This is a genomic window from Pseudonocardia broussonetiae, from assembly GCF_013155125.1.
Lineage (GTDB): Bacteria > Actinomycetota > Actinomycetes > Mycobacteriales > Pseudonocardiaceae > Pseudonocardia > Pseudonocardia broussonetiae.
This window is the reverse complement of record NZ_CP053564.1, coordinates 3,917,570-3,938,999: the sequence shown is the minus strand read 5'-3', so window position 1 is coordinate 3,938,999 and position 21,430 is coordinate 3,917,570. Positions and strand designations below refer to the sequence as shown.

Here is a 21,430-nt window from a genome sequence, read left to right as displayed (position 1 = left end):
GGGGCACGACCCTCGGCGCCTCAGCCCTCGACGGCGGTCCGCTGCAACGGCTTCGCGTGCTCCAGCGCCCAGTCCAGCGCCGTGTCGGCGACGGCCTCCCAGCCCGGGGCCGCGCACGTCCAGTGGTCGCGGCCGGCGAACTCGTGGTACTCGGTGAGCGCCGGCGACTTCGCGTAGTGCTTGGCGTTCGAGCGGTTCACCGCGGGGGGCATGATGTGGTCCTTCTCCCCGCCGATGAACAGCAGCGGCGCCCGGTCGGCGGAGTAGTCGACCCAGGTGTCCTGGTGGCCGGGCTTGAAGTTGGCGAACAGGCCGTACTCCCAGATCCAGTAGCCCGGCGCGGCGATCGCGTACCGCTCCCACGCCGCCCGGGAGTCCTCCGCGCTCAGGGTGTTGGTGAAGGCGTAGTGGAACTCCTCGGGGGTGAACGCGACGGCGCGGTGGCGCGTCGCCGGGTTCTTCAGCGCCGGGAACAGCGACCGGGCCTGCGACACCGGGGTGACGCGGACGCCCTCGGTCGGCGCGGAGTCGATCACCACGCCCGCGGCGCCGAGGCCCCGGGCGAGCAGCAGCTGGGTCAGGGTCCCGCCGAAGGAGTGGCCCATGATCACCGGCGGGGCGTCGAGCGCGGAGATCACGGCGGCGAGGTGGTCGACGGTGGCGGGCACCGTCAGGTCGGCGATCACCTGCGGGTCCTCGCGCAGGGCCTCGACCTCGACCTCGAAGCCGGGGTACGCGGGCGCCAGCACCCGCATCCCCTTCGCCTCGTAGTGGGTGACCCAGTGCTCCCAGCTGCGGGGGGTCATCCACAGGCCGTGGACGAGGACGACGGTGTCGGGAGTGCTCATGAGGGGACCTCCAGGCAGAAGGAGAGAAGATCGGTGGACAGACGTCGGGCGTGGGTGTCGGTGATGCCGTGCGGGGCGCCGGGGTAGACGGTCAGCGCCGCGCCGGCGATGCGCTCCGCCGAGGCGCGGCCGCCGACGTCGATCGGGACGACCTGGTCGTCGTCGCCGTGGATGACCAGCGTCGCCACGCCGGCGGCGCTGATCGCGTCGAGGTCGGGCCGGAAGTCCGTCGCCGAGAAGGCGGCGATGCACTCCAGCGCGTTGCGGTGCCCGGACTGCAGCCCCTGCAGCCAGAACGCGTCGCGGATCCCCTGCGAGGGCTCCTGGCCGGGGCGGTTGCCGCCGAAGAACGGGCCGTCGGCGAGGTCGCGGTAGGTCTGGCTGCGGTCGGCGAGGCTGCCGCGGCGGATCTCGTCGAACACCTCGATCGGGACCCCGCCGGGGTTGTCGTCGGTCCGCAGCATGAACGGCGGGACGGCGGAGACCAGCACGAGCCCGCGGACGCGGTCGGTGCCGTGCCGCCCGAGGTAGCGGACGACCTCGCCGCCGCCGGTGGAGAAGCCCACGAGGACGACGTCGCGCAGGTCGAGGGCGTCGAGGAGGTGAGCGAGGTCGTCGGCGTAGGTGTCCATGTCGTTGCCGTGCCAGGTCTGCGTCGACCGGCCGTGGCCGCGGCGGTCGTGCGCGATCGCGCGGAACCCGTTGGCGGCGAGGAACAGCTGCTGCACCTGCCAGCTGTCGGAGTGGAGCGGCCAGCCGTGGGCGAGGACGACCGGCCGGCCCTCCCCCCAGTCCTTGTAGAAGATCTCCGCGCCGTCGGGCGTGGTCACGGTGGGCATCTCGGCCTCCTCGGTCGGTGTCCCGACCCTGGCCCGGCCACCCGCCGGAGCGGATCACGTGGTGTGCGTAGTCCTCCGCAGCACCGCGCCCAGCGCGCGCCGGTCGGTCACGCCGAGCTTCTGGAACACCTTGCGCAGGTGGTAGTCGACGGTGTGCCGCGACAGCGACAGCCGGGCCGCGATCTCGGGGTTGGTGGCCCCGGCCGCGGCCAGGTCCGCCACCGCGGCCTCCTGCGCGGTGAGGCCGCCGCCCGCGTGCTGTCCGCCGCTCGCCCGGAGCTCGCGGCGGGCGCGGTCGGCGAAGGGCCGTGCGCCGATGTCCTCGAAGAGGGCCAGGGCGGCGCGCAGGTGCTCGCGGGCCTCTCCGCGGCGCCGGCCGCGGCGCAGCCACTCCCCGTGCAGGAGCCGGGTGCGGGCGAGCTCGCCGGTGGCGGTGGTGCGGGCCAGGTGCTCCGCGGACTCGCGGTACGCCTCCTCGACGGCGGCCGGGTCGGCGCCGGGACGCCGGGCGTCCACCAGGGCCCGGGCGCGCGCCGCGAAGCCGCGGGCCAGGTCGGTCCGGCTCGCCGCGGCGATCGCGGCGAGCTCGGCGGCGGCGTCGGCGGCCTCGTCGTCGTGCCCGGCGGCCGCGGCCGCCTCGACCAGGTCCGGCAGGACGACCATCGCCACCTGCAGGGCCCTCTCGGCGCGGATGGCCGACGCGGGCCCGTGGGCCTCGGCGGGGCGGCCGTCGGCGAGGTCGAGCACGACCTGCGCGTTCCGGGCCATCGTCTCCACGCCGACCATGCCGACGGCGCGCCCGAGCGCGCCCCCGGCGGCGATCTCGGCCCGGAGTGCGGCGGGGTCGGCGGCACCCTGCCAGGCGCGGCAGGTCGTGTTGCCGTAGATCGTCTCGACCACCGGCGAGAGCCCCATGGTGCGGCCGACCGCGCGGGAGTCCTCCAGCAGCGCGCCGGCCACGTCGGGGCGTCCCAGCGACGCCGCGGTGAGCGAGTGCACCCACAGCATGGAGTGCAGGACCTGCAGGGAGCCGGTCCGGCGGGCCTCGGCCGTGGCGCGGCGCAGCAGCAGGTCGCGCGCCGCGTCGTCGAACGCCGCGGTCGTGACGGCCACACCGATGGACGAGTACTGCTGTGCCGCCGCCGGACCCGCGCCGAGCAGGGCGTCGGTGGCGCGCCGCAGGACGGGGGCGGCCTCGGCGTAGGGCCACAGGGTGAGCGCCGCCACAGCCCGGACCAGCAGCTGCGGCAGGGTGTCCGGCCCGTCGCGGCCGTCCAGGGCGCGCAGGATCCGGCGGGCGACGGCCTCGAAGTCGGTGCCCACGGCACCGCGCTCGACGACCCCGAGCAGCTCCACGGCACGCAGCAGCGCGGTGGTCTCCTGGTCGGCGTCGACCCCGGCGAAGGCGTCGGCGGCCTCCAGGCACACCGCCGGCGAGGCCCGCACGAGGTCGGCGGCGCCGGAGACCAGCCACACCGCCGCGCGGGCGAGCAGGGCCCGGCCGCGGGTCGCCCCGCCGAGCAGGTCGACCGGCAGCGCCCCGAGGACCTCGCCCGCCCGGGCGGGGTAGCCGGCGGTCGTGAACGCCTCCGCCGCGTCGATCCAGCGCTCCGTGCGCCGGGGCCCGTCCGGCGTCAGCTCCGCGGACCGCTGCAGCAACCGGGCCCGGGCGGCCTGCCCGCCCTGCCCGGCGGCCCGCTGCCCGGCCGCCTCCAGCGTGGCGGCGACCTGCTCGTCGACGCCGACCGTCGCCGCGCCGAGGTGCCACGCGTGCCCGATCGTGCCCGCCCCGAGCGCGTCCGCCACCGCGCGGTGGCTGCGCCTGCGGTCGGTGGCGCCCGCACCGGCGTAGACGGCGGCCGCGACCAGCGGGTGCCGGAACTCGATGCGCGCCCCGACCCGGATCAGCCGCTCGTCCTCGGCGGGGCCGGCCGCGTCGACGCCGACGCCCAGCACCGCGGCGGCGCCGCTGACCAGGCCCGGGTCGCCGTTGCCCGCGGCCGCGGCCACCAGCAGCCAGGTCCGCGTGGTCGGGGGCAGCGCGCGGATCCGTTCCAGGTAGTGCCGCTCCAGCGTCGGCCCGATCGAGAGCTGCTCGGGCAGCAGCGTGCCGCCGACCAGCTGGTGGCCCGACAGGGACGGCGCCAGCTCGACGAGGGCGAGCGCGTTGCCCCCGGTCGCGACGACGATCCGGTCGGCGATCGGCGGGTCCAGGGCCCGGCCCAGCACCCGTTCCACGAGCGCGACGGCCGCGTCGCGGGGCAGGCCCGGCACCGGGAGGACCGCGAGCCCGTCGAAGGGGCCGGGGCCGCCGTCGTCCCCGGCCCGTTCGGCCAGGAGCAGGCCGAGCCCGCTCTCCTCCAGCCGCCGGGCGGCGAAGCCGAGGATGTCGCGGGAGTCGGGGTCGAGCCACTGCAGGTCGTCGACGAGGCCGAGCACGGGCGCCTCGGCCGCGGCGACCACCAGCGCGGCGCGCAGGGCGGCGCCGATGCGGAAGCGGTCCGGCGGCGGGCCCTCGATCTCCCCGAAGGCGACGCCGAGGGCCTGGCGCTGCAGCGGCGGGAGCGACGCGACCGGCACCCGCAGCGCGTGGAGCAGCCGCTGCACCGCGGCGAACGGCAGTCCGGCCTCCGACCGCACCCCGGCCAGCCGGACGACCCGGACCCCGCGGTCCGCGGCGACCTCCGCGGCGTGGTCGAGCAGCACGGTCTTGCCGACGCCGGGCTCCCCGAGCAGGCGCAGCACGTCGCCGGCCCCGTCCGCGACGGTCGCCACGAACGCCTCGATGCGGGCCGACTCCGCCTCCCGCCCCAGCAGCATCGTCCACCCCTCGTCGGCGCCGAGTCTGGTGGCGACGACCCGGACTGACAAGCGCGTGGTGGTCACACCCGGATCAGCCGCGCAGCGCCCCCCGCCGGGCGAGCGCACCGATCACGGCCGCGCTGACGAGGGGCACGGCGGCCAGCACCAGCCACGCGACGACCGGCGGCGCGACCGCGACGTCGAGCAGCGCCCCGACCGCGGTGCTGCCGACGAGCACGGCGAGCCCGCCCGCGGAGGCGAGCACGCCGAAGTAGGCCCCGAGCCGGCGCTCGGCCGCCAGGACGGGCACCAGCGCCTGGGCGACGGGCCCGGCCAGCATCTGCCCCGCGGTGAGCAGGACGACGAACCCGACCGCGGGCCACACCCCGGCGGGTGCGGCCGGCAGGGCCAGCGCGACCACCAGGAACGCCGCCGCCATCAGCCCGAACCCGAGCACGAGCGGCTGCTCGACGGGCCGCCGCCGCGCCCACCGGGTGATCGGCACCTGCCCGGCGATCACCAGCACCGCGGCCAGCGCGAACAGCCACCCCAGCGCGGCCTGCCCGCCGGTGCCGCGCTCGAGCTCCACCGGCAGCGCCAGGTAGAGCTGGTTGTAGCAGAGCAGGTAGCCGGAGTAGCCGGCCGCGAACACCAGGAACCGCCGGTTGCGCAGCACCTCGCCCCAGCCGACCAGCACCGGCTCGTCGGCGTGGGCGGCGGCACGGCGGGGCAGCCACCTCAGGTGGGCCAGCCCGATCAGGACGAACGCGGCCGCGGCGACGGTGCAGGCCAGCCCGAAGTCGACGAGCAGCAGCGCGGCCCCGGCCGGCGGCCCGACGACGGTGCCGACCTGACCGCTGACGGCGAACATCGCGAACACGTCGGCGCGCGTCGGCCCGCCGGGCGGCAGCTCCCCCGCCTCCCGCGCCAGCGCGGACTCGACGGCCGGGGAGAACAGCGCCGCGGCGAAGCCGGTGAGCAGCGCCCCGGCCAGCACCCCGGCGAGCGACCCGGCCGCGCCCAGGAGCAGGAACCCGGCCACCCGCAGCGCGCACCCGGCCAGGACCACCGGCTTCGCGCCCCACCTGTCGGCGAGGGTGCCGCCGATCACGAAGAGCCCCTGCTGGCTGAACGTCCGCAGGCCGAGCACCAGGCCGACGAGCCCGCCGGCGAGCGCGAGGTCGGTCGCGAGGTGCACGGCGAGGTAGGGGACCACCATGAAGAAGCCGACGTTGAACGCCAGCTGCGTGCCCACGAGCAGCCGCACGACGCCGGGCAGCGCCCCGAACGCGGTCCGCGCGGGACGTCGTCGGGGGTCCATCCGCACAGGATCACCGGTCATAGTCGCCAACTTCTAGCAGTTACATGCGCATGCGACAGCATCGGGCTTGCTGGTGCAGGAAGTGCGTCACAAGCGTTGACACGCGCTCGGCGGTGATCACAGAATCCGGCGAGCGCTGCCGCACCGACGGCCGCACCCGTGAGAGGCGGACACCCGACGTGCACCCTGCACCGACCCGGACCCGGGCCTGCGCACTGGCCCTCCTGGCCTGCCTGCTGACGGCGTGCGGCACCGGCGCGGCCCCGTCCACCGGCGCGGTCGTGCCCGACGGCGCGGTCACGATCGCCCTGCAGTTCGCACCGCGCTCGGGCCTGGCGATCGACACCGACGACGCGTTCCTGCTGACCCAGCTCGGTGCCGTCGAGACGCTGGTGTCCGTCGACGCCGAGCGCCGCCCGCAGCCGGGCCTCGCGACGGGGTGGACGCAGACCGACCCCACGACGTGGCGCTTCGCGCTGCGCCCCGGGGTGGTCTTCCACGACGGGTCTCCGCTCACCGCCGACGCGGTGGTGGGCGCGCTGACCCACGTCGCGGGCGGCGCGGCCCCGCCCCGGGCGATCGCGGGCACGGGCCTCACGGCCGAGGCCGACGGCGACGCCGTGCTGGTGCGCACCGCGGACCCCGACCCGATCCTGCCGCTGCGCCTGTCCGCCCCGGGCACCGCGGTCCTCGCGCCGTCGGCCTACACCGGCGACGGCCCGCCGTCGGTCGTCGGCACGGGCACCGGCCTGCTGCAGATCACCGGGGCGGACGCCGCGCAGGGCATCGAGCTGACGCGCTTCGACGGGTACTGGGGCGAGCGCGCGCAGGTCTCCGCGGTCTCCGCGCGCTTCCTCCCGGACCCGACGGCCCGCGCGCTGGCCTTCCGCGCCGGTGACGTCGACGTCGTGGTCGGGCTCCCCGAGCCCGCCGTCCTGGAGCTGCGGGCGAGCCCGGACGTGCAGGTGCAGACCGTCCCGACGCCGCGCACCGCGAGCCTGTACCTCAACCAGTCCGCCCCGCCCTTCGACGACGTGCGGGTGCGGCGGGCCGTCGCGCTCGCCGTCGACCGCACCGCGCTCGCCGAGCAGGCGCTCGCCGGGTCGGCGCTGCCCGCGTCGGAGGTCTTCGGGCCGGCCGTGCCGTGGGGCGCCCCCGGCCCGGCGCCGGCCGCCGACCCGGCCGCGGCCGCCGCTCTCCTGGCCGAGGCCGGCCACGGGCCGGGCAACCCGCTGACGGTGCGGCTGTGGACCTACCCCAACCGCCCCGAGCTCCCGACGCTGGCCACGGCGGTGCAGGCGATGCTGGCCGGTGCGGGGATCACCGCCGACATCCGGCTCGGCGAGTACGCGGCCCAGGAGCCCGAGGTGCTCGCCGGCCGCTACGACATGATGCTGCTCTCGCGCAACCTGCTCACCGACCTGCCCGACGCGGCGGGCGTGCTGACCAGCGACTACGGCTGCGCGGGCACCTACAACCTCAACCGGTCCTGCTCCCCCGCCCTCGACGCGCTGGTGGCCGGCCTGGTCGACGTGCCCGACGCCGCGGCCCGCCAGGACGTGTTCGCGCGGGCGGCGCAGCTGCTCGAGGCCGAGGCGGTCGGGGTGCCGCTGGTGCACACCGTCGACAGCTCCGCGACCCGCGGCGTCACGGGCTTCGTCCCCGACCCGGCCAACCGGGTGCTGGTCACCGCGGAGCTGGCCCGAACGGGCTGACGTGACGGGCACCCTCGGCCGCCGCCTGCTCCCGCTGCCCGCGGTCCTGCTGGGCGTCTCGGCGCTGGTGTTCCTGCTGCCCCGCGCGTCGGGCCTGGACACCACCCGCACGGTGCTGCGCTCGCGCCTCGCCGACTCGGTGCCCGACCCGGCCGCGGCCGAGCGGGTCACCCGCGAGCTGGGCCTCGACGGCCCGCTGTGGCAGCAGTACCTGCTCTGGCTCGGCGGCGCGCTGCGCGGCGACCTCGGCCTGTCGTTCTCCACCCGCACCGCCGTGGTGCCGCAGCTCGGAGCGGCGCTGGGCGTGTCGGCGCTGCTCACGGCGGGCGCCCTGCTGCTGGCCGGGCTGGTCGGCGTCCCCGCGGGCGTCGCGGCGGCGCGGCGGCCCGGCGGGCCCGTCGACCGCGCCGTCACCGGTCTGTCGGTGCTCGGCGCGGCCGTCCCCGAGTTCATCCTCGCCCCGCTGCTGGTGCTGGTGTTCGCCGTCGCGCTGCCCCTGCTGCCGGCCGCCGGCTGGGACGGCCCGGGCGCCGCGGTCCTGCCGGTCGTCACGCTGGCGCTGTTCCCCGCGGCGCTGGCCGCGCAGCTCACCCGGGCCGAGACCGCCGACGTGCTGGGCGCGCTGCACATCGCCGCGGCACGGGCGAAGGGCCTGTCGGAGCGGCGGGTGCTCTGGGTGCACGCCGGGCGCCGGTCGCTGACGTCGGTGACGGCGCTGTCGGGCGTGTTCTTCGCCGGACTGCTCGGGGGGTCGGTCGTCGTGGAGGTGGTGTTCGCCGTCCCCGGGCTGGGGCGGCTGCTCTACGACGCCGTGCTCGCCCAGGACCTGCCGGTGGTGCAGGGCGGGCTGCTCGTCCTCGTGATGATCGCCGTCCTCACGACCGTCGGCACGGAGCTGGTGCAGCTCGCGGTCGACCCGCTCGCGCGGCGGGCCGCGCGGTGAGGCGCGCACCGGCGGTGGCGCCGGCGGCGCTCGCGGCGATCCTGCTCGGGGCCGTCCTGCTGGTGGCGGCCCTGCTCCCGCTCGACGCCGTGGGCAACGACCTCGCGAACCGGTTCGCCCCGCCGTCGCCGGCGCACCCGCTGGGCACCGACCACCTCGGCCGCGACGTCCTGGCCCGGCTCGCGGCGGGCACCCGCCTGTCGGTCGGGTCCACCGTCGTCGCGGTCGGGCTGTGCGCCTCGCTCGGCACCGCGCTCGGCCTGCTCGCGGGCTTCCGCGGCGGGTTCGCGGCGCAGGCGCTGGACCGCGTCGTCGACGTGCTGGTGGCCGTGCCGTCGATCGTGCTGGCGCTGGTGCTCACCACGCTGCTCTCCCCCGGCACGACGACGCTGCTGGTCGCCGTCGTCGCCACGGGGTGGACGCCGTTCGCGCGGCTCGCGCTGGGGCTCACCGTGCGGGAGGCGGGCACCGACTACGTTCGCGGCGCGACGGCGCTGGGCGCCGGGCCCGCGCGGATCGTGTTCCGGCACGTCCTGCCCAACGCGGTCCGCCCGCTCGCCGCGCACGCGTTCCTGCGCTTCGCCGCCACCCTGCTCACCATCGCGGGCCTGTCGTTCCTCGGGCTCGGGCCGCAGCCGCCGACCCCGGAGTGGGGCGCGATGCTCGACGAGGCCCGCCCGTACCTGTTCGTGCGGCCCGGTCTGGTCCTCGCGCCCGCCGCGGCGATCGTGGGCGTCGCGCTCGTGGTCACGCTGGCCGGGCGCGCCCTGGAGCGCCGGTGGGGCGAACCGGACATCTTCCACCCGACCCGCAGTCACACCTAATGTGCACATGCAGGTAACCGGCAACAAGGGGGGCGTCGTGGCGACCACCGACGGACAGGGCCGCCGGCGCGGCACCGTGCGGCCCGAGCTGGAGGAGCTGCTGGCACCGCTGGGGGTGGTGCCAGCCCGGGCCGGTGACGCCGACGCGCGCGCCGTGCTCGAGCGCGACGGGGCGGTGGTCCTCGCCGACCGCGGCGACGACCCGGAGGTGCTGGTCACCGCGGCTGCGCAGCTGCTCGGCGGGCGGCTGCGCGAGCTGTTCGGCATCCGCGCCCAGCACGGCGTCGACGCGCCGGTGCTGCCGCTGCACAGCGACGGCGCCACCGTGACCGTCGACGTCCACGGCCGCGCGGTCCGGCTGCGCGACCCCGACGAGGACTACCTGCTCATGCTCTGCACCCGGCCCGCGCCGCGCGGGGGCGACTCGGTGCTCGTCGACGGCCACGCGCTCGTCGCGGCGCTGCGGGAGGCCCGCCCGGAGCTGCACGCCTTCCTCACCACGTGCGACGTCGACTTCTTCGGCGGCTGGACCGGGCGGCCGCACTCCGTCCCGCTCACCCCGCTGGTCCGCGGGCTCGTGGAGCACACCCGGCGCGGGCGGTGCGCGGTCGGGGCGAGCGACTACGCGCTGCCCGTGCCCCGCGAGCCGCGCTGGGACGCCCACCTGGCCCACCTCGAGGAGTACGCCGACGTGCTCGCCACCGCCCAGGAGTGCGCCGCGCGGTTCCGGCTCGAGGCCGGGGAGGTGCTCGTGCTCGACAACTACCGCTTCCTGCACGGGCGCGACGCGTTCGCGGGCGAGCGCCGGATGCACGTCATGACGGTGCGGACGACGGACGCCTTCTAGTCCTGCTCCGCGGGCAGCACCGGCTGCTGGAGCCGGCCGAAGAACTCCGCGGTGAGCCGCTCGCGCAGCCGGGGCGGGGCGAGGGCGAGCAGCGCGTTCACCGGGGCCATGCGCGTCGGGAGGCCGCCGCCACCACCGAGGCCCGCGGCGGCGAGCAGGCCGCCGAACTCCTCGGGGGTGAGGGCGTCCGGGTCCAGGGCGGCGACCACCGCGGCGATCCCGTCGTCGATCACCACCGGCCCGGCGGCGCGGGCGGCGTCGACGGCGGCGCGCAGGTCGGCCAGCAGCGCGTCCTCCTGCCCCGACAGCGCGGCGGTGACCGTGAGGTGCAGGTTCGCCGGGGAGGGGCCGAAGCCGAACTGAGGCTGCAGGTACCAGCCGCGGGCGAGCATCTCGTCGGCCAGGGTGAACACGTCGAGCCCGCCGTCGGAGGCCGTGAGCGCGAGCAGCGTGCTGTCCGGGGCGACCAGCACGCGCAGCCCGTCGGTCGCGTCGACCCCCTCGGCGAGCGCCAGCGTCGAGCGCCGCGCCGCACGGGCCAGCTCCGCGTAGCCCTCCCGGCCGAGGTGGCGCACCACGGCCCACGCCGCGGCGACCGGCCCGCCCGAGCGCGTGGACTGCATCGTCGGGTTGACCATCGTGTAGCCGGGCCAGGCCGCGCTCGCGAAGTACTGCGGGCGGCGCAGCGCGGCGTCGGCGTGCAGCAGGACCGAGGTGCCCTTGGGGCAGTAGGCGTACTTGTGCAGGTCGACCGCGATGCTCGTCACGCCGGGCACCGACAGGTCGAAGGGGGCCGCGTCCAGGTGCGGCAGCACCCAGCCGCCGATGCAGGCGTCGACGTGGCAGCGGATGCCGCGCGCGGCCGCCGCGGCGGCGACGGGCGCCACCGGGTCGAGCACGCCGTGGGCGTAGGACGGCGCGCTGACGACGACGAGCACCGTCCGGTCGTCGAGCGCGGCGGCCATCGCGCTCGGGTCGGCGGCGAGCGTCACCGGGTCGACGGGGACGCGCACGGCCTCCATCCCGAAGTAGTGCGCGGCCTTGTCGAACGCCGGGTGCGCGGTGTCGGGCAGCACCATCCGCGGCCGGGGCACGTCCGGGCGGGCCTCCCGGGCGGCGAGCACGGCGAGCAGGCACGACTCGGTGCCGCCCGAGGTGACGGTGCCGGCCGTGTGCGCGCCGCCGCCGAGCAGCGCGGCGGCCTCGCCGACGAGCTCGTTCTCGCACCGCAGCATGCTGGGGAACGCGGTGGGGTCGAGCCCGTTGGTCGACGACGCCAGCGCGTGCGCCTGCGCCGCGAGGGCGTCGACGCCGTCGAGGCCGCTGTCGAAGACGTAGGCCAGGGTGCGGCCGCCGTGCGTGGGCAGGTCGCCGGTGCGGCGGCGGCGGAGCTCGTCGAGCAGGTCCTCAGGAGAGGTCAACGCAGCACGTCCTTCCTCAGCAGCAGCAGCGCGCCTGCCAGCACCAGCACCGCCGGGACCAGCGAGAACCCGACGACCACGGCGGTCGTCGCCGACGGGGGCTGCACGGCGCCCGTCCCGGACACGAAACCACCCAGGGCCAGCACCACCCCGTACAGACCGGGGCCGAGCGCGAGCCCGAGTGTCTCGGCGGCCGTCCAGACCCCGGCGTAGCCGCCCACGTGCCCGCTCCCGGCGGTGACGTCGGGCAGCATCGCCAGCGGGAACACCTGGACGCCGGCGTACCCGGCCCCGGCGAGCGCGGCCAGCACCGCGACGACCGCGAGCGGCACCGAGCCCGCCGTGACCAAAGCGGCCGAGGCCGCCCCCAGCAGCAGCGACGACGCGAGGTAGCCGACCCGCTTGCCCACCCGCGCCCCGACCCGCGACCACAGCGGCGTCACGAGCACGGCGGGCCCGACGAACGCGGCGAACAGCAGGCTCGACGACCCGGCGTCGCCGAGGGTGAGGCGGGCGACGTAGTCGACCGACGCCAGCAGACAGCCGATGCCGACCGCCTGCACGACGAACACGGCCAGCAGCCAGCGGAACGCGGCGTTGGCGCGGACGGCGGCGACCAGGTCGCCCCAGCCGACCCCGCTCGCCCGCACGGGCGCCCGCGCCGTGCGCGTCCCGAGCACCGTCGCGACCGTGCCCAGCGCGATCAGCCCGCCCACCGCGAACCCCATCGCCGGGTAGCCGGCCAGGTCGCGCACGAGCGGGGCGCCGACGCCGCTCACCAGGATCGCGACGGCGAGCACCGCGATCCGGCCCGCGATCAGCCGGGTGCGCCCGTGGTAGTCGTCGGTCAGCTCGGCGGGCATCGCCACGTAGGGCACCTGGAAGAACGCGAACGCCGACGCGCAGGCGAGGAACGCGACCGTCACCCACACCACGCCGCCCGGCGACGTCGTCGGCCCGGCGAACATCAGGCCGAAGCAGACCGCCAGCGCCAGCCCGCCGCCGAGCAGGAACGGCCGCCGCGCGCCCGCGCGGTCGCTGATCCGCCCGGCCACCGGGTTGAGCAGCACGTCCCACGCCTTCGGCAGCAGCACCAGCAGCCCGGCCAGGGCCGCGGGCACGGCCAGCGACCCGGTGAGGAACGGGAGCAGCAGCAGCCCCGGGACCGTGCCGAACGCCCCGGTGACCAGCGAGCCGGCCGCGTAGCCCGCCCGCACCCCGCCGGGCAGCCCGCCCCCGTCGCCGCCGCGCATCCGGCCATCCTGCACGGCCGGGCCGCGGCTACTGTCGGCGACGTGCCGCCCCCCTCGGTCCCGCTGCGCACGCTGGGCTTCCTGACCATCGGCTCGTTCGACGAGGCCGACCCCCGCGCCGGCCACGAGACCACGCTGCGGGTCATCGAGCTCGGGGAGCGGCTCGGGTTCGACGGGGCCTGGCTGCGCCACCGGCACCTGCAGCACGGCATCTCCTCCCCCGTCGCGGTGATGGCCGCGGCGAGCCAGCGCACGACCCGCATCGAGCTGGGCACGGCCGTCACGCCGCTGGGCTGGGAGAACCCGCTGCGCCTCGCCGAGGACCTCGCCACCGTCGACGTCCTGTCCGGCGGCCGCGTCAACCCCGGGGTGTCGGTCGGGCCGCCGATGCGCTTCGACGAGGTCCGCGCCTCCCTCTACCCCGACACCGCCGACGTCGAGGACTTCACCTACGCCCGCGTCCAGCGGCTCGTCGCGCTGCTGCGCGGGGAGCCGGCCAGCACGTTCCGCGGCACGGTCGGCATCGAGGAGTTCTCCGATCGCGTGCAGCCTCACTCCCCCGGCCTCGCCGACCGGGTCTGGTACGGCGCCGCGAGCGCCGGCTCGGCCCGGTGGGCGGGCGAGCAGGGACTGTCGCTGCTCACCAGCAGCGTGCTCAAGGCGGCCGGCCCCGACGACACGACCGACTTCGCCACGCAGCAGCAGGCGCAGATCCGGGCGTTCCGCGAGGTGCACCCCGCCGGCGCCGACGCCCGCGTCTCCCAGGGCCTGGTCGTCATCCCCACCGACACCGCCACGCCCGAGCAGCGCGCGAGGTACGCCGCCTACGTCGACGCGCGGACGCCGCGCACCGCCCGTCCGCAGGGCCCGGCGCACCTGCTGTTCGCGCCCGACGTGCTGGGCACCTCCGAGCAGATCGCGGAGGCGCTGTGGTCGCACGCCGGGTTCCGCGAGGTGAGCGAGGTCGTGTTCGCCCTGCCGTTCGGCTTCGAGCACGCCGACTACGTGCAGATCCTCACCGACACGGCGACCCGCCTCGGCCCGGCGCTCGGCTGGTCGCCGCGCGGCTGAGCGATCAGCCCAGGCGCACGTCGTCGGCCTCGACCTCGACGTGCGCCCCGGCCGCGACGATGTCCTCGGCGTCCTCGGCCGGGAACTCCGGGCCCAGCACGAAGTCCGGGCCGTGGGCCACGACCGAACCGGTGAAGCTCACGCGGTCCCCGGGCTCGACGACGAACGGGCTCTCGCCCGCGGTGCCGATCTGCACCCACACGGGGTCGCCGCCGCCGGAGACCCAGAACCCCTCGTCGGCGGGCACGCTCTCGACCTCCGCGCCGCGCGCGGACACCCGCCCGCCCACGACGTCGCGGAGGTCGTCGACGTCGGCCAGGTCCACGGCCTCGCCCGCACCGGACGTCGGCGGCGGGTCGGCGCCGTAGGTGCCCACGAGGCCGATCAGCACCGCCACCGCCGCCACGACGAGGCTCACGACGAACACCCGGTCCTGCCACAACCGCCGCACCGCACCCTCCCCCGCCCGCGCCTGTGGTCCGGGTCCCCCGGTGGCGCCCTCCCCAACCCCGCCGCCGGCGGTTGACCCGGCGCGCGGCCGCAGCCAGGCTGCCCGCATGACCGCACGGGTCGGGGCGCGCCGGGCCCTGCTCGCCCTGGCGCTCGCCCTCGCCCTGACCGCCGCCGCCTGCAGCACCCCGGCGGCGCCCACCGGCGAGGACGGGCTGCGGCGCATCGCGCAGCGGTTCCTCGAGCCCGGGGCCGACCCGGTGGCGATCGCGCTCGACCTGCGCCCCGCCGACGCCGAGTACGCCGCGGTGTTCCGGTCGGAGCACCTGGTCGACGCGCTGCGGCACTACGCGGGGTACTGGGAGCACCCCGGCGTGCCCGGCCCCGCGCCCGGGCAGACCGAGGCGACGACCGGGTCGGTGACCACCGAGGAGCTCGCGGCGGGCACCGGGGAGTCCGCGCGGTTCCCCGGCGGCTTCCGGACCGCCGCACCCGCGCTGGCGCCCGGCCTGCGGATCCACCAGATCACCTTCCACGCGCCCGGGCAGACCGTCGGCGTCGCCGTGGCCGGGTTCGTGGAGGTCGACGGGAACTGGCGGCTCGTCCCGGCGCCGTGGGAGGTCCTCCTCGTCGAGCAGCCGGGGCACCGGCACTGACCGGCGTCCCGGTCCGCATCCGGACCGGGTGATCCGCGCCTCACCCGCGCCCCGCGTGTATCCGGCGTCACGGCCACCGGGTCTGGAGGGTGCCGCGGCGGCACGGCGTCCCCTGGTGGGCGCAGCCGACCGGGCACCCGACGAGGAACAGGACGATCGCATGGCGCTGACCGACCCGACCGCGGTCCGGCATCCCGACCCGGCCCCGGTCCGCGGCGTCGCCGGGGCGGTCAAGTCGGTCGTCGACGTCACCGGGGCGCTGCTACTGCTCCTGCTCGTCGCACCGGTGCTGCTCGCCGTGGCGGTCGCGGTGGCCGCCGACGGCGGGCCGGTGCTCTTCCGCCAGACCCGTGTCGGGCGCGGCGGCCGCGAGTTCCGGATGGTCAAGTTCCGCTCGATGACCGTCGACGCCGAGGGGCGCCGCGCCGCGCTGCTCGCCGTGGACGACGGTGCGGGCCCGCTGTTCAAGGTCCGCGACGACCCGCGCACCACGCCGGTCGGCGCGCTGCTGCGGCGCTGGTCGCTCGACGAGCTGCCGCAGCTGCTCAACGTCGTCGCCGGCGAGATGTCGCTGGTCGGGCCCCGCCCGCCGCTGCCCGCCGAGGTCGCCGCCTACACCGCCCGCGAGCGCCGGCGGCTCGCCGTGCGCCCGGGGATGACCGGCCTGTGGCAGGTGAGCGGGCGCAGCGACCTGGGCTGGGACGAGTCGGTCCGCCTCGACCTGGAGTACGTCGACGCGTGGACCCCGCGGCTGGAGGCGCGGATCGTGCTGCGCACGGCGCGGGCGGTGCTCGGCGGGCGCGGCGCCTACTGAGGGGCCGGCGAACGGACGGACCTAGTGGCAGTGGTCCTCGTGGTCGACGTGGTCGTCCTGCTCGATCTGGAGGGTGCTGTGGTCGAGCCCGAACCGGGTGCGCAGCATCCCGGCCGCGGCGTCGAGCACCGACGCCTCACCGCACCGGACGTGGGTGGCCTCGTCGACCACGAGGTGCGCCGACACCGTCGGCCGCCGGTCGTTGATCGACCACACGTGCAGCTCGTGCACGTCGCGCACGCCGGGGACGCCCATCAGCGCGGCCTCGACGTCGTCGGTGGCGATCCCGCGCGGCGCCCCCTCCAGCAGGACGTGCCCGACCTCGCGCAGCAGCCCGACCGTGCGCGGCAGGATGAGCGCGACGATGAACAGCGAGGCCGCGGTGTCGGCGTAGGGCCAGCCGGTGAGCAGCAGCACCGCCGCGGCGGCGAGCACGCCGACCGAGCCGAGGGCGTCACCGAGCACGTGCAGCATCGCGCCGCGCAGGTTCATGTTGCGGCGGTCGCCCCCGGAGAGCACGGCCAGCGAGACGAGGTTGCCGACGAGCCCGAGCGCGCCGACGACCAGCAGCGGCAGCCCCGGCACCTCGGCCGGGTCGAACAGGCGCTGGACGCCCTCCACCGCCACCCAGACGACGACGGCCACCAGCGTGATGGCGTTGATGCCGGCCACCAGCACCTCGACCCGCCCGAGCCCGAACGTGCGGCGGGCGTCGGCAGGGCGCTGGGCGAGGATCGAGGCGACGAGCGCGGCGGCGAGCGCGCCGGCGTCGGTCAGCAGGTGCCCGAGGTCGGCGAGCAGCGCGAGCGACCCGGCGACGACGGCCCCGACCGCGCCGACCACGGCCGTGACCAGCGTGATCGCGAGCGCGACGGCCAGCCGGCGGCGGTCGGTGTCGGCGGAGTGCCCGTGACCGTGCCCGTGACCCATGCCGCCACCGTACCTATGCGCATTCGTGCATGTCTACCGGGAACCGGCGGGGAGGCGCCGCCGCAGCAGGTAGGTGTCCATGATCCAGCCCTTGCGCTCCCGGTGCTCGGCGAAGATCCGGACGATGTCGTCGCGCACGGCGTGCAGGTCGCCGTGGGCCAGCACCTCGTCCGGCGTGCCGAGGTAGGCGCCCCAGTAGATGTCGAGGTCGCGGTCGGGCAGCGCGGCGAAGGCGTTGTGGGCGTCGAGCATCACCACCACGTCGTCGACGCCCGCGGGCATGCCCCCGGCGGCGAGGCGCCGGCCCGTCGTGACCAGGAACGGCGAGCCGACCCGGTTGAGGATCAGCCGGTGGCGGGCCGCGAGCACCTGCACGCTGCTGATCCCCGGCACGGACACGACCTCGACGGGAGTGCGCTCGCCGATGCTCTCCAGGATGCGCAGCGTGCCGTCGTAGAGCGCGGGGTCGCCCCACACGAGGAAGGCGCCGGTGCCGCCGTCGGGCAGCTCGGCGTCGATCATGTCGGCGTAGACGGCCTCGCGACGGCCCTGCCAGTCGACGACGGCGTCGGCGTACGCGGCCGCGCGCCGGTCGCGGGGCGGGTCGGGGGCCACCACGACCCGGTGCGGCCTCGTCACGTGCCGGGCCAGGAGCTCCGACCGCAGCCCGGCGAGGTCGGACTTCGCCTCGCCCTTGTCGATGGTGAAGAACACGTCGACCCGGTTCATGGCCGCGATCGCGGCCAGGGTGAGGTGCTCGGGATCGCCCGCCCCGATGCCGATCACGTAGACGGTGCGCACCGCGCGACCGTATCCCGGACCCGCGCCAGCGCCGCCTCCACGGTGTCGACCACGTCCGCCCCCGGCGGCAGCGGCGGGCGGGCCACCACCAGCACCGGCACCCCCTCCGCCCGCGCGGCCTCCAGCTTCGCCGCCGGGCCGCCGCTGTCCTTGGTGACGAGCACGTCGATCGCGTGGGCGCGCAGCAGCGCGCGCTCGTCGTCGACGGTGAACGGGCCGCGGCCCAGCACGACGTGCATCCGCCGGGGCGCGGGCGGCCCGGGCGGGTCGACCGAGCGCACGAGGAACCACAGCTCCGACGCGGCGAACGCGGCGAGCCCGCCCCGCCCGGTGGTGAGGAAGGCCCGCTCCCCCAGCTCCGGGAGCCGGCGGGCGGCGTCGGCGAGGGAGTCGACGACCGTCCACGCGTCGCCGGGACCCGGGGTCCACCCGGGGCGGCGCAGCACCACCAGCGGGACGCCGGCCGCGCCGGTGGCCGCGGCGGCGTGGGCGCTCATCCGGGCCGCGAACGGATGGGTCGCGTCGACGACGGCCACCGCGTGGCGCGCGACCAGCCAGGCCGCGAGCGCGTCGGGCCCGCCGAAGCCGCCGATCCGGACCTCCCCCGGCGGCAGCGCGGGCTCGCGCACCCGCCCGGCCAGCGACGACACGACGTGCACTCCTGGCTCGCCGACCAGCGCCTCCGCCAGCCGCCGCGCCTCGCCGGTGCCGCCCAGGACGAGCACGGTGCGCTCCACGCGCCCATCCTCGCCGCTCAGGGCTGCGCCGGTGCGGGCGGGAGGAACAGGTGCCCGCGGGCGCTCCCCCGCGCGGTGCGGCCGGCGACCACCACCCAGGCGGCCACCAGCCCGGCGCAGAGCACGACCGCGAGGGCGGCCAGGGCGGTCGCGCCGGTGTGCACCGCGAGCGCGCTGGTCCCCGTGACGACCGCGCCGAGCGGGAACGTGAACGACCACCAGGTCAGCGAGAAGGGCAGGTGGGCGCGCGCGGTCCGCAGCGTCGCCGCGCCGGCGAACACGATCCACAGCAGCGCGGCCCCGAGCACCGGGACGCCGTAGACGACGCCCAGCGCGAGGAGCGCCGAGGCGTAGGGCCGGGGCACCGCGAGGTGCGCGACGCCACCGAGCAGGTTCGCCGCGGTGACCGACTGCCCGAGCCAGCCGAGCACGATCCACAGCGCCGGCACCGTCGCCGCCGGGCCCACCCCGTGCAGCACGACCCGCTGGACGATCAGGGTGGTGACGACGAGCGAGGCGAGCAGCGCCGCCCCGAACATCGCGTAGCAGGCGAGCAGCAGCGTGAGCCGGAGCTGCCCCGCCGGGGCGTGGGGCACCAGCAGCGCGCCGGTCGTCGCCGAGACCATCGGCGGCACCACCGGCATCAGCCAGCCGCCGAACGCCGCGTCCGGGCCGACGTCGTGCCGCGTGATCACCAGGTAGGGCACCACCACGGCGCTCGCGAGCCCGGCGACGGTGCCCAGCGTCCAGAGCGTGGCGGAGACCGCCACGGCGAGCGGCTCACCCAGCAGGTCCCTGCCCAGCAGCAGGGCGCCGGCGCCGACCGTCAGCAGCGCCATCGGCGGCGCACCGTAGGAGTGGACCATCACCGGGTGCCGGACGTGCCCGCGCGCGGCGTCGCGGTGCAGGAGCCGGTGCGCCGCCGACGCGGTGCACAGGGCGACGAGCAGGACCGCGGCGGCGACCCACACCAGCAGCGCGGCGAGGTGCAGCCCCGGCGCCTGCAGCGGGAGGGTGACCAGGGCGATCGCGACGATCCCCGTGCCCATGATCGAGGCGAACCAGTTCGGCCCGAGGTGGGCCACGACCTGGCGCGGGTGCGCGAGGTCGCGGAGCAGCCCGGCCCGGTGCAGGGGGTGGAGCGGGGTGTCGCGGCGGGGCAGCGTGCTCGTGCTCATGGCGCCGACCCTGCTCCCGCGGCGGCTCCCCCGGTAGCCGCCGCGGAGCGGGGAGTCCACAAGGCCACCTTGTGGGCGGGCACTACGGTGACCGGGTGGCCCTGTCCCCGCGCGTCCCCGACCTCGGCTCCCTGGAGCTGCTGCTCGCGGTCTCGCGGACCGGCAGCCTGGGTGCGGCGGGGCGCGAGCTCGGGCTGACGCAGCAGGCGGTGTCGGCGCGGATCCGGACCGTCGAGAAGCTCGTCGGCGTCCCCGTGCTGCACCGGACCGCGCGCGGCAGCACGCTCACCGACGCCGGGGCGCTGATGGTGCACTGGGCCGTGCCGGTGCTCGCCGCCGCCGAGGAGCTCGACACCGCGATCGGGGCCCTGCGCGGCGAGCGCGACGCGCACCTCGACGTCGCGGCCAGCTTCACGGTCGCGGAGTACCTGCTGCCGGGCTGGCTGGTGCGGCTGCGCGCGCGGGCGCCGGGCGTCGCGGTCGGGCTCGTGGTGCGCAACAGCGACGACGTGGCCCGGCGCGTGCTGGCCGGGGAGTCGCGGCTCGGGTTCGTCGAGGGCCCGGAGGTGGCGTCCGGGCTGTCGACCGCGACCGTCGCCGTCGACGAGCTGGTGCTCGTCGTGCCACCCGCGCACCCGTGGGCGCGGCGCCGCCGGCCGGTCCCGGCGGCCGAGGTCGCCGGCACGCCGCTGGTGACCCGCGAGCCCGGCTCCGGCGCGCGCGCCACCCTGGAGGACGCCCTGCGCGCCGCCGCCCCCGGCGCGCCGCTCGCCGCCCCGGCCCTCGAGCTCGCCGTCACGACCGCGATCCGGCAGGCCGTCCTGGCCGGCGCCGGCCCGGCCGTGCTGTCCGACCTGGCCGTGTCCGACGACCTCGCCGCCGGCCGGCTGGTCCGCGTGCCGATCGCCGGCACGGTGGTGCTGCGCCGGGAGCTGCGCGCGGTGTGGGCGAGCGGGCCGGTCCCGGCCGGTCCGGCGCGCGACCTGCTGGCGGTCGCGACGGAGGCCGATCAGCCCCCGGAGCCCGGGCGGGCGCGGACGGTGCGCCGGTAGGCGCGTCGACCCGTGAGTGGGAACGAGTGCTGGAGCACTCGTTCCCACTCACGGGGTCTTCCTGCGCGTCGCCGGGTCCCGGCCGCCGGGACGGCGTGCCAGGGTGGCCCCATGACCGAGGGGCCGGGTGCGCACCACACGGGACTGACCATCGCCGGTGTGGCGCTCACCGACGGGCAGGTGCAGGACGTCGTCGTGACGCGGGGCAACTTCTGGCGCGTCCGGATGCGCGGCGTGTGGATCGGCGAGGTGGAGATCGACGGCGACATCGCCGGGCTGCGGGTCAACGGCGTCGACGTCGGGCCGCTGGTCGAGGCCGAGCTCGACCGCCGCCACCCGCAGCGCGCCGCGATGCGCCCGGTCGACGTCGCCGGGTTCCGCGCGGCGTGGGACCTGCTCGAGTCGCTGTGGGCCGGCACCGTCGACCGGGCGCGGGCCCTGCCGCCGGACCTGCTGCACGAGCGGGTCGACGGCGAGTGGTCCTTCGTCCAGACGCTGCGGCACCTGCTCTACGCCACCGACATCTGGGTGCGCCGCCCGATCCTGGGCGACCCCCTGCCGTGGCACCCGCTGAGCCTGCCCTTCGACGGGCTCGCGCAGGACCCCGCCGTGCCGTGCGACCCCGACGCCCGGCCGGACCTGGACGAGGTGCTCGCCCTGCGCGCCGACCGGCGGGCCGCCGTTCGCGCGGTGATCGAGGGCCTCACCGAGGAGTCGCTGGCGGGCAGCACCGAGCCCGTCGAGGGTCCGGGGTACCCCGGGCCGGGCCGCTTCCCCGTCGCGGAGTGCCTGCGCACGGTGCTGAACGAGGAGTGGCAGCACCGCCTCTACGCCGAGCGCGACCTCGACGTGCTCGCCGCGCGGCTGCACCCCTGAGCGCCGCCAGCGGTTGCCGGGTGAGGGCAGCCTTGCTTCACTTCCGGCCACC

Annotated in this window: 20 protein-coding genes; 9 read left to right on the top strand and 11 right to left on the bottom strand. The window is 77.1% G+C overall.

The features are described from left to right. Positions 1 to 20 precede the first annotated feature (20 nt). The 4 genes from HOP40_RS19355 to HOP40_RS19340 are packed head-to-tail and all read right to left on the bottom strand — an operon-like array spanning position 21 to position 5,810. Entirely contained in the window at positions 21 to 848 is an 828-nt protein-coding gene (locus tag HOP40_RS19355) for an alpha/beta hydrolase (RefSeq protein ID WP_172160587.1), read from the bottom strand. Further along, positions 845 to 1,687, bottom strand: coding sequence for an alpha/beta fold hydrolase (locus HOP40_RS19350; protein WP_172160585.1), 843 nt, complete (start codon positions 1,685 to 1,687; stop codon positions 845 to 847). Before HOP40_RS19350 ends, HOP40_RS19355 begins: the two co-directional genes overlap by 4 nt. Before the next feature lie 54 nt (positions 1,688 to 1,741). Beyond that, a complete protein-coding gene (locus HOP40_RS19345; protein WP_172160583.1) occupies positions 1,742 to 4,573 on the bottom strand; it encodes a helix-turn-helix transcriptional regulator in 2,832 nt (943 codons plus the stop codon). Positions 4,574 to 4,580: 7 nt separating this feature from the next. Next, complete coding sequence (locus HOP40_RS19340) at positions 4,581 to 5,810, bottom strand: MDR family MFS transporter (RefSeq protein ID WP_240157152.1); 1,230 nt, start codon at positions 5,808 to 5,810, stop codon at positions 4,581 to 4,583. Positions 5,811 to 5,989: 179 nt separating this feature from the next. Here HOP40_RS19340 and HOP40_RS19335 point away from each other — a divergent pair, with 179 nt between their 5' ends. Genes HOP40_RS19335 through HOP40_RS19320 form a run of 4 tightly spaced genes read left to right on the top strand, consistent with a single transcriptional unit; the run spans position 5,990 to position 10,139 of the window. Then, positions 5,990 to 7,525, top strand: a complete 1,536-nt coding sequence (locus tag HOP40_RS19335) for an ABC transporter substrate-binding protein (RefSeq protein ID WP_240157151.1) — start codon at positions 5,990 to 5,992, stop codon at positions 7,523 to 7,525. Position 7,526: 1 nt separating this feature from the next. Further along, positions 7,527 to 8,468 carry an ABC transporter permease gene (locus tag HOP40_RS19330; protein WP_172160577.1) on the top strand — a complete coding sequence of 314 codons (942 nt, stop codon included), beginning with the start codon at positions 7,527 to 7,529 and terminating at the stop codon, positions 8,466 to 8,468. Then, positions 8,465 to 9,292, top strand: coding sequence for an ABC transporter permease (locus HOP40_RS19325; protein WP_172160575.1), 828 nt, complete (start codon positions 8,465 to 8,467; stop codon positions 9,290 to 9,292). Before HOP40_RS19330 ends, HOP40_RS19325 begins: the two co-directional genes overlap by 4 nt. Before the next feature lie 37 nt (positions 9,293 to 9,329). After that, positions 9,330 to 10,139 carry a TauD/TfdA family dioxygenase gene (locus HOP40_RS19320; protein WP_172160573.1) on the top strand — a complete coding sequence of 270 codons (810 nt, stop codon included), beginning with the start codon at positions 9,330 to 9,332 and terminating at the stop codon, positions 10,137 to 10,139. Here HOP40_RS19320 and HOP40_RS19315 read toward each other — a convergent pair. Both HOP40_RS19315 and HOP40_RS19310 read right to left on the bottom strand, forming a co-directional pair. Then, the gene (locus HOP40_RS19315) at positions 10,136 to 11,560 is read right to left on the bottom strand and encodes a pyridoxal phosphate-dependent decarboxylase family protein (protein ID WP_172160571.1); all 1,425 of its coding nucleotides are present in this window, start codon (positions 11,558 to 11,560) and stop codon (positions 10,136 to 10,138) included. The genes HOP40_RS19320 and HOP40_RS19315 overlap by 4 nt on opposite strands. Continuing rightward, positions 11,557 to 12,813: an MFS transporter gene (locus HOP40_RS19310; protein ID WP_172160569.1), complete on the bottom strand. Its 1,257-nt coding sequence runs from the start codon at positions 12,811 to 12,813 to the stop codon at positions 11,557 to 11,559. Before HOP40_RS19310 ends, HOP40_RS19315 begins: the two co-directional genes overlap by 4 nt. A gap of 42 nt (positions 12,814 to 12,855) precedes the next feature. Here HOP40_RS19310 and HOP40_RS19305 point away from each other — a divergent pair, with 42 nt between their 5' ends. Next, positions 12,856 to 13,884, top strand: coding sequence for an LLM class flavin-dependent oxidoreductase (locus HOP40_RS19305; protein ID WP_172160567.1), 1,029 nt, complete (start codon positions 12,856 to 12,858; stop codon positions 13,882 to 13,884). 4 nt (positions 13,885 to 13,888) lie between these two features. Here HOP40_RS19305 and HOP40_RS19300 read toward each other — a convergent pair whose 3' ends face one another. Continuing rightward, entirely contained in the window at positions 13,889 to 14,335 is a 447-nt protein-coding gene (locus HOP40_RS19300; RefSeq protein WP_172160565.1) for a hypothetical protein, read from the bottom strand. A gap of 106 nt (positions 14,336 to 14,441) precedes the next feature. On the opposite strand from HOP40_RS19300, the gene HOP40_RS19295 reads away from it, so the two are divergent. Further along, a complete protein-coding gene (locus tag HOP40_RS19295) occupies positions 14,442 to 14,990 on the top strand; it encodes a hypothetical protein (RefSeq protein ID WP_172160563.1) in 549 nt (182 codons plus the stop codon). A gap of 160 nt (positions 14,991 to 15,150) precedes the next feature. Further along, on the top strand, positions 15,151 to 15,804 hold the full coding sequence (locus HOP40_RS19290; protein ID WP_172160561.1) for a sugar transferase: 654 nt from the start codon (positions 15,151 to 15,153) through the stop codon (positions 15,802 to 15,804). A gap of 21 nt (positions 15,805 to 15,825) precedes the next feature. On the opposite strand, the gene HOP40_RS19285 is transcribed toward HOP40_RS19290, so the two are convergent. The 4 genes from HOP40_RS19285 to HOP40_RS19270 are packed head-to-tail and all read right to left on the bottom strand — an operon-like array spanning position 15,826 to position 19,450. Further along, on the bottom strand, positions 15,826 to 16,734 hold the full coding sequence (locus tag HOP40_RS19285) for a cation diffusion facilitator family transporter (protein ID WP_172160559.1): 909 nt from the start codon (positions 16,732 to 16,734) through the stop codon (positions 15,826 to 15,828). A 33-nt stretch (positions 16,735 to 16,767) separates the two neighbouring features. Beyond that, on the bottom strand, positions 16,768 to 17,535 hold the full coding sequence (gene cobF, locus HOP40_RS19280; protein WP_172160557.1) for a precorrin-6A synthase (deacetylating): 768 nt from the start codon (positions 17,533 to 17,535) through the stop codon (positions 16,768 to 16,770). Beyond that, positions 17,517 to 18,272, bottom strand: coding sequence for a cobalt-precorrin-6A reductase (locus tag HOP40_RS19275; RefSeq protein WP_172160555.1), 756 nt, complete (start codon positions 18,270 to 18,272; stop codon positions 17,517 to 17,519). The genes cobF and HOP40_RS19275 overlap by 19 nt, the downstream gene beginning before the upstream one ends. 17 nt (positions 18,273 to 18,289) lie before the next feature. Further along, the gene (locus tag HOP40_RS19270) at positions 18,290 to 19,450 is read right to left on the bottom strand and encodes a TDT family transporter (RefSeq protein ID WP_172160553.1); all 1,161 of its coding nucleotides are present in this window, start codon (positions 19,448 to 19,450) and stop codon (positions 18,290 to 18,292) included. Positions 19,451 to 19,545: 95 nt separating this feature from the next. Here HOP40_RS19270 and HOP40_RS19265 point away from each other — a divergent pair, with 95 nt between their 5' ends. Further along, a complete protein-coding gene (locus tag HOP40_RS19265; RefSeq protein ID WP_338053022.1) occupies positions 19,546 to 20,502 on the top strand; it encodes a LysR family transcriptional regulator in 957 nt (318 codons plus the stop codon). A gap of 111 nt (positions 20,503 to 20,613) precedes the next feature. Then, positions 20,614 to 21,378 carry a DinB family protein gene (locus HOP40_RS19260; RefSeq protein ID WP_172160549.1) on the top strand — a complete coding sequence of 255 codons (765 nt, stop codon included), beginning with the start codon at positions 20,614 to 20,616 and terminating at the stop codon, positions 21,376 to 21,378. Positions 21,379 to 21,430 lie beyond the last annotated feature (52 nt).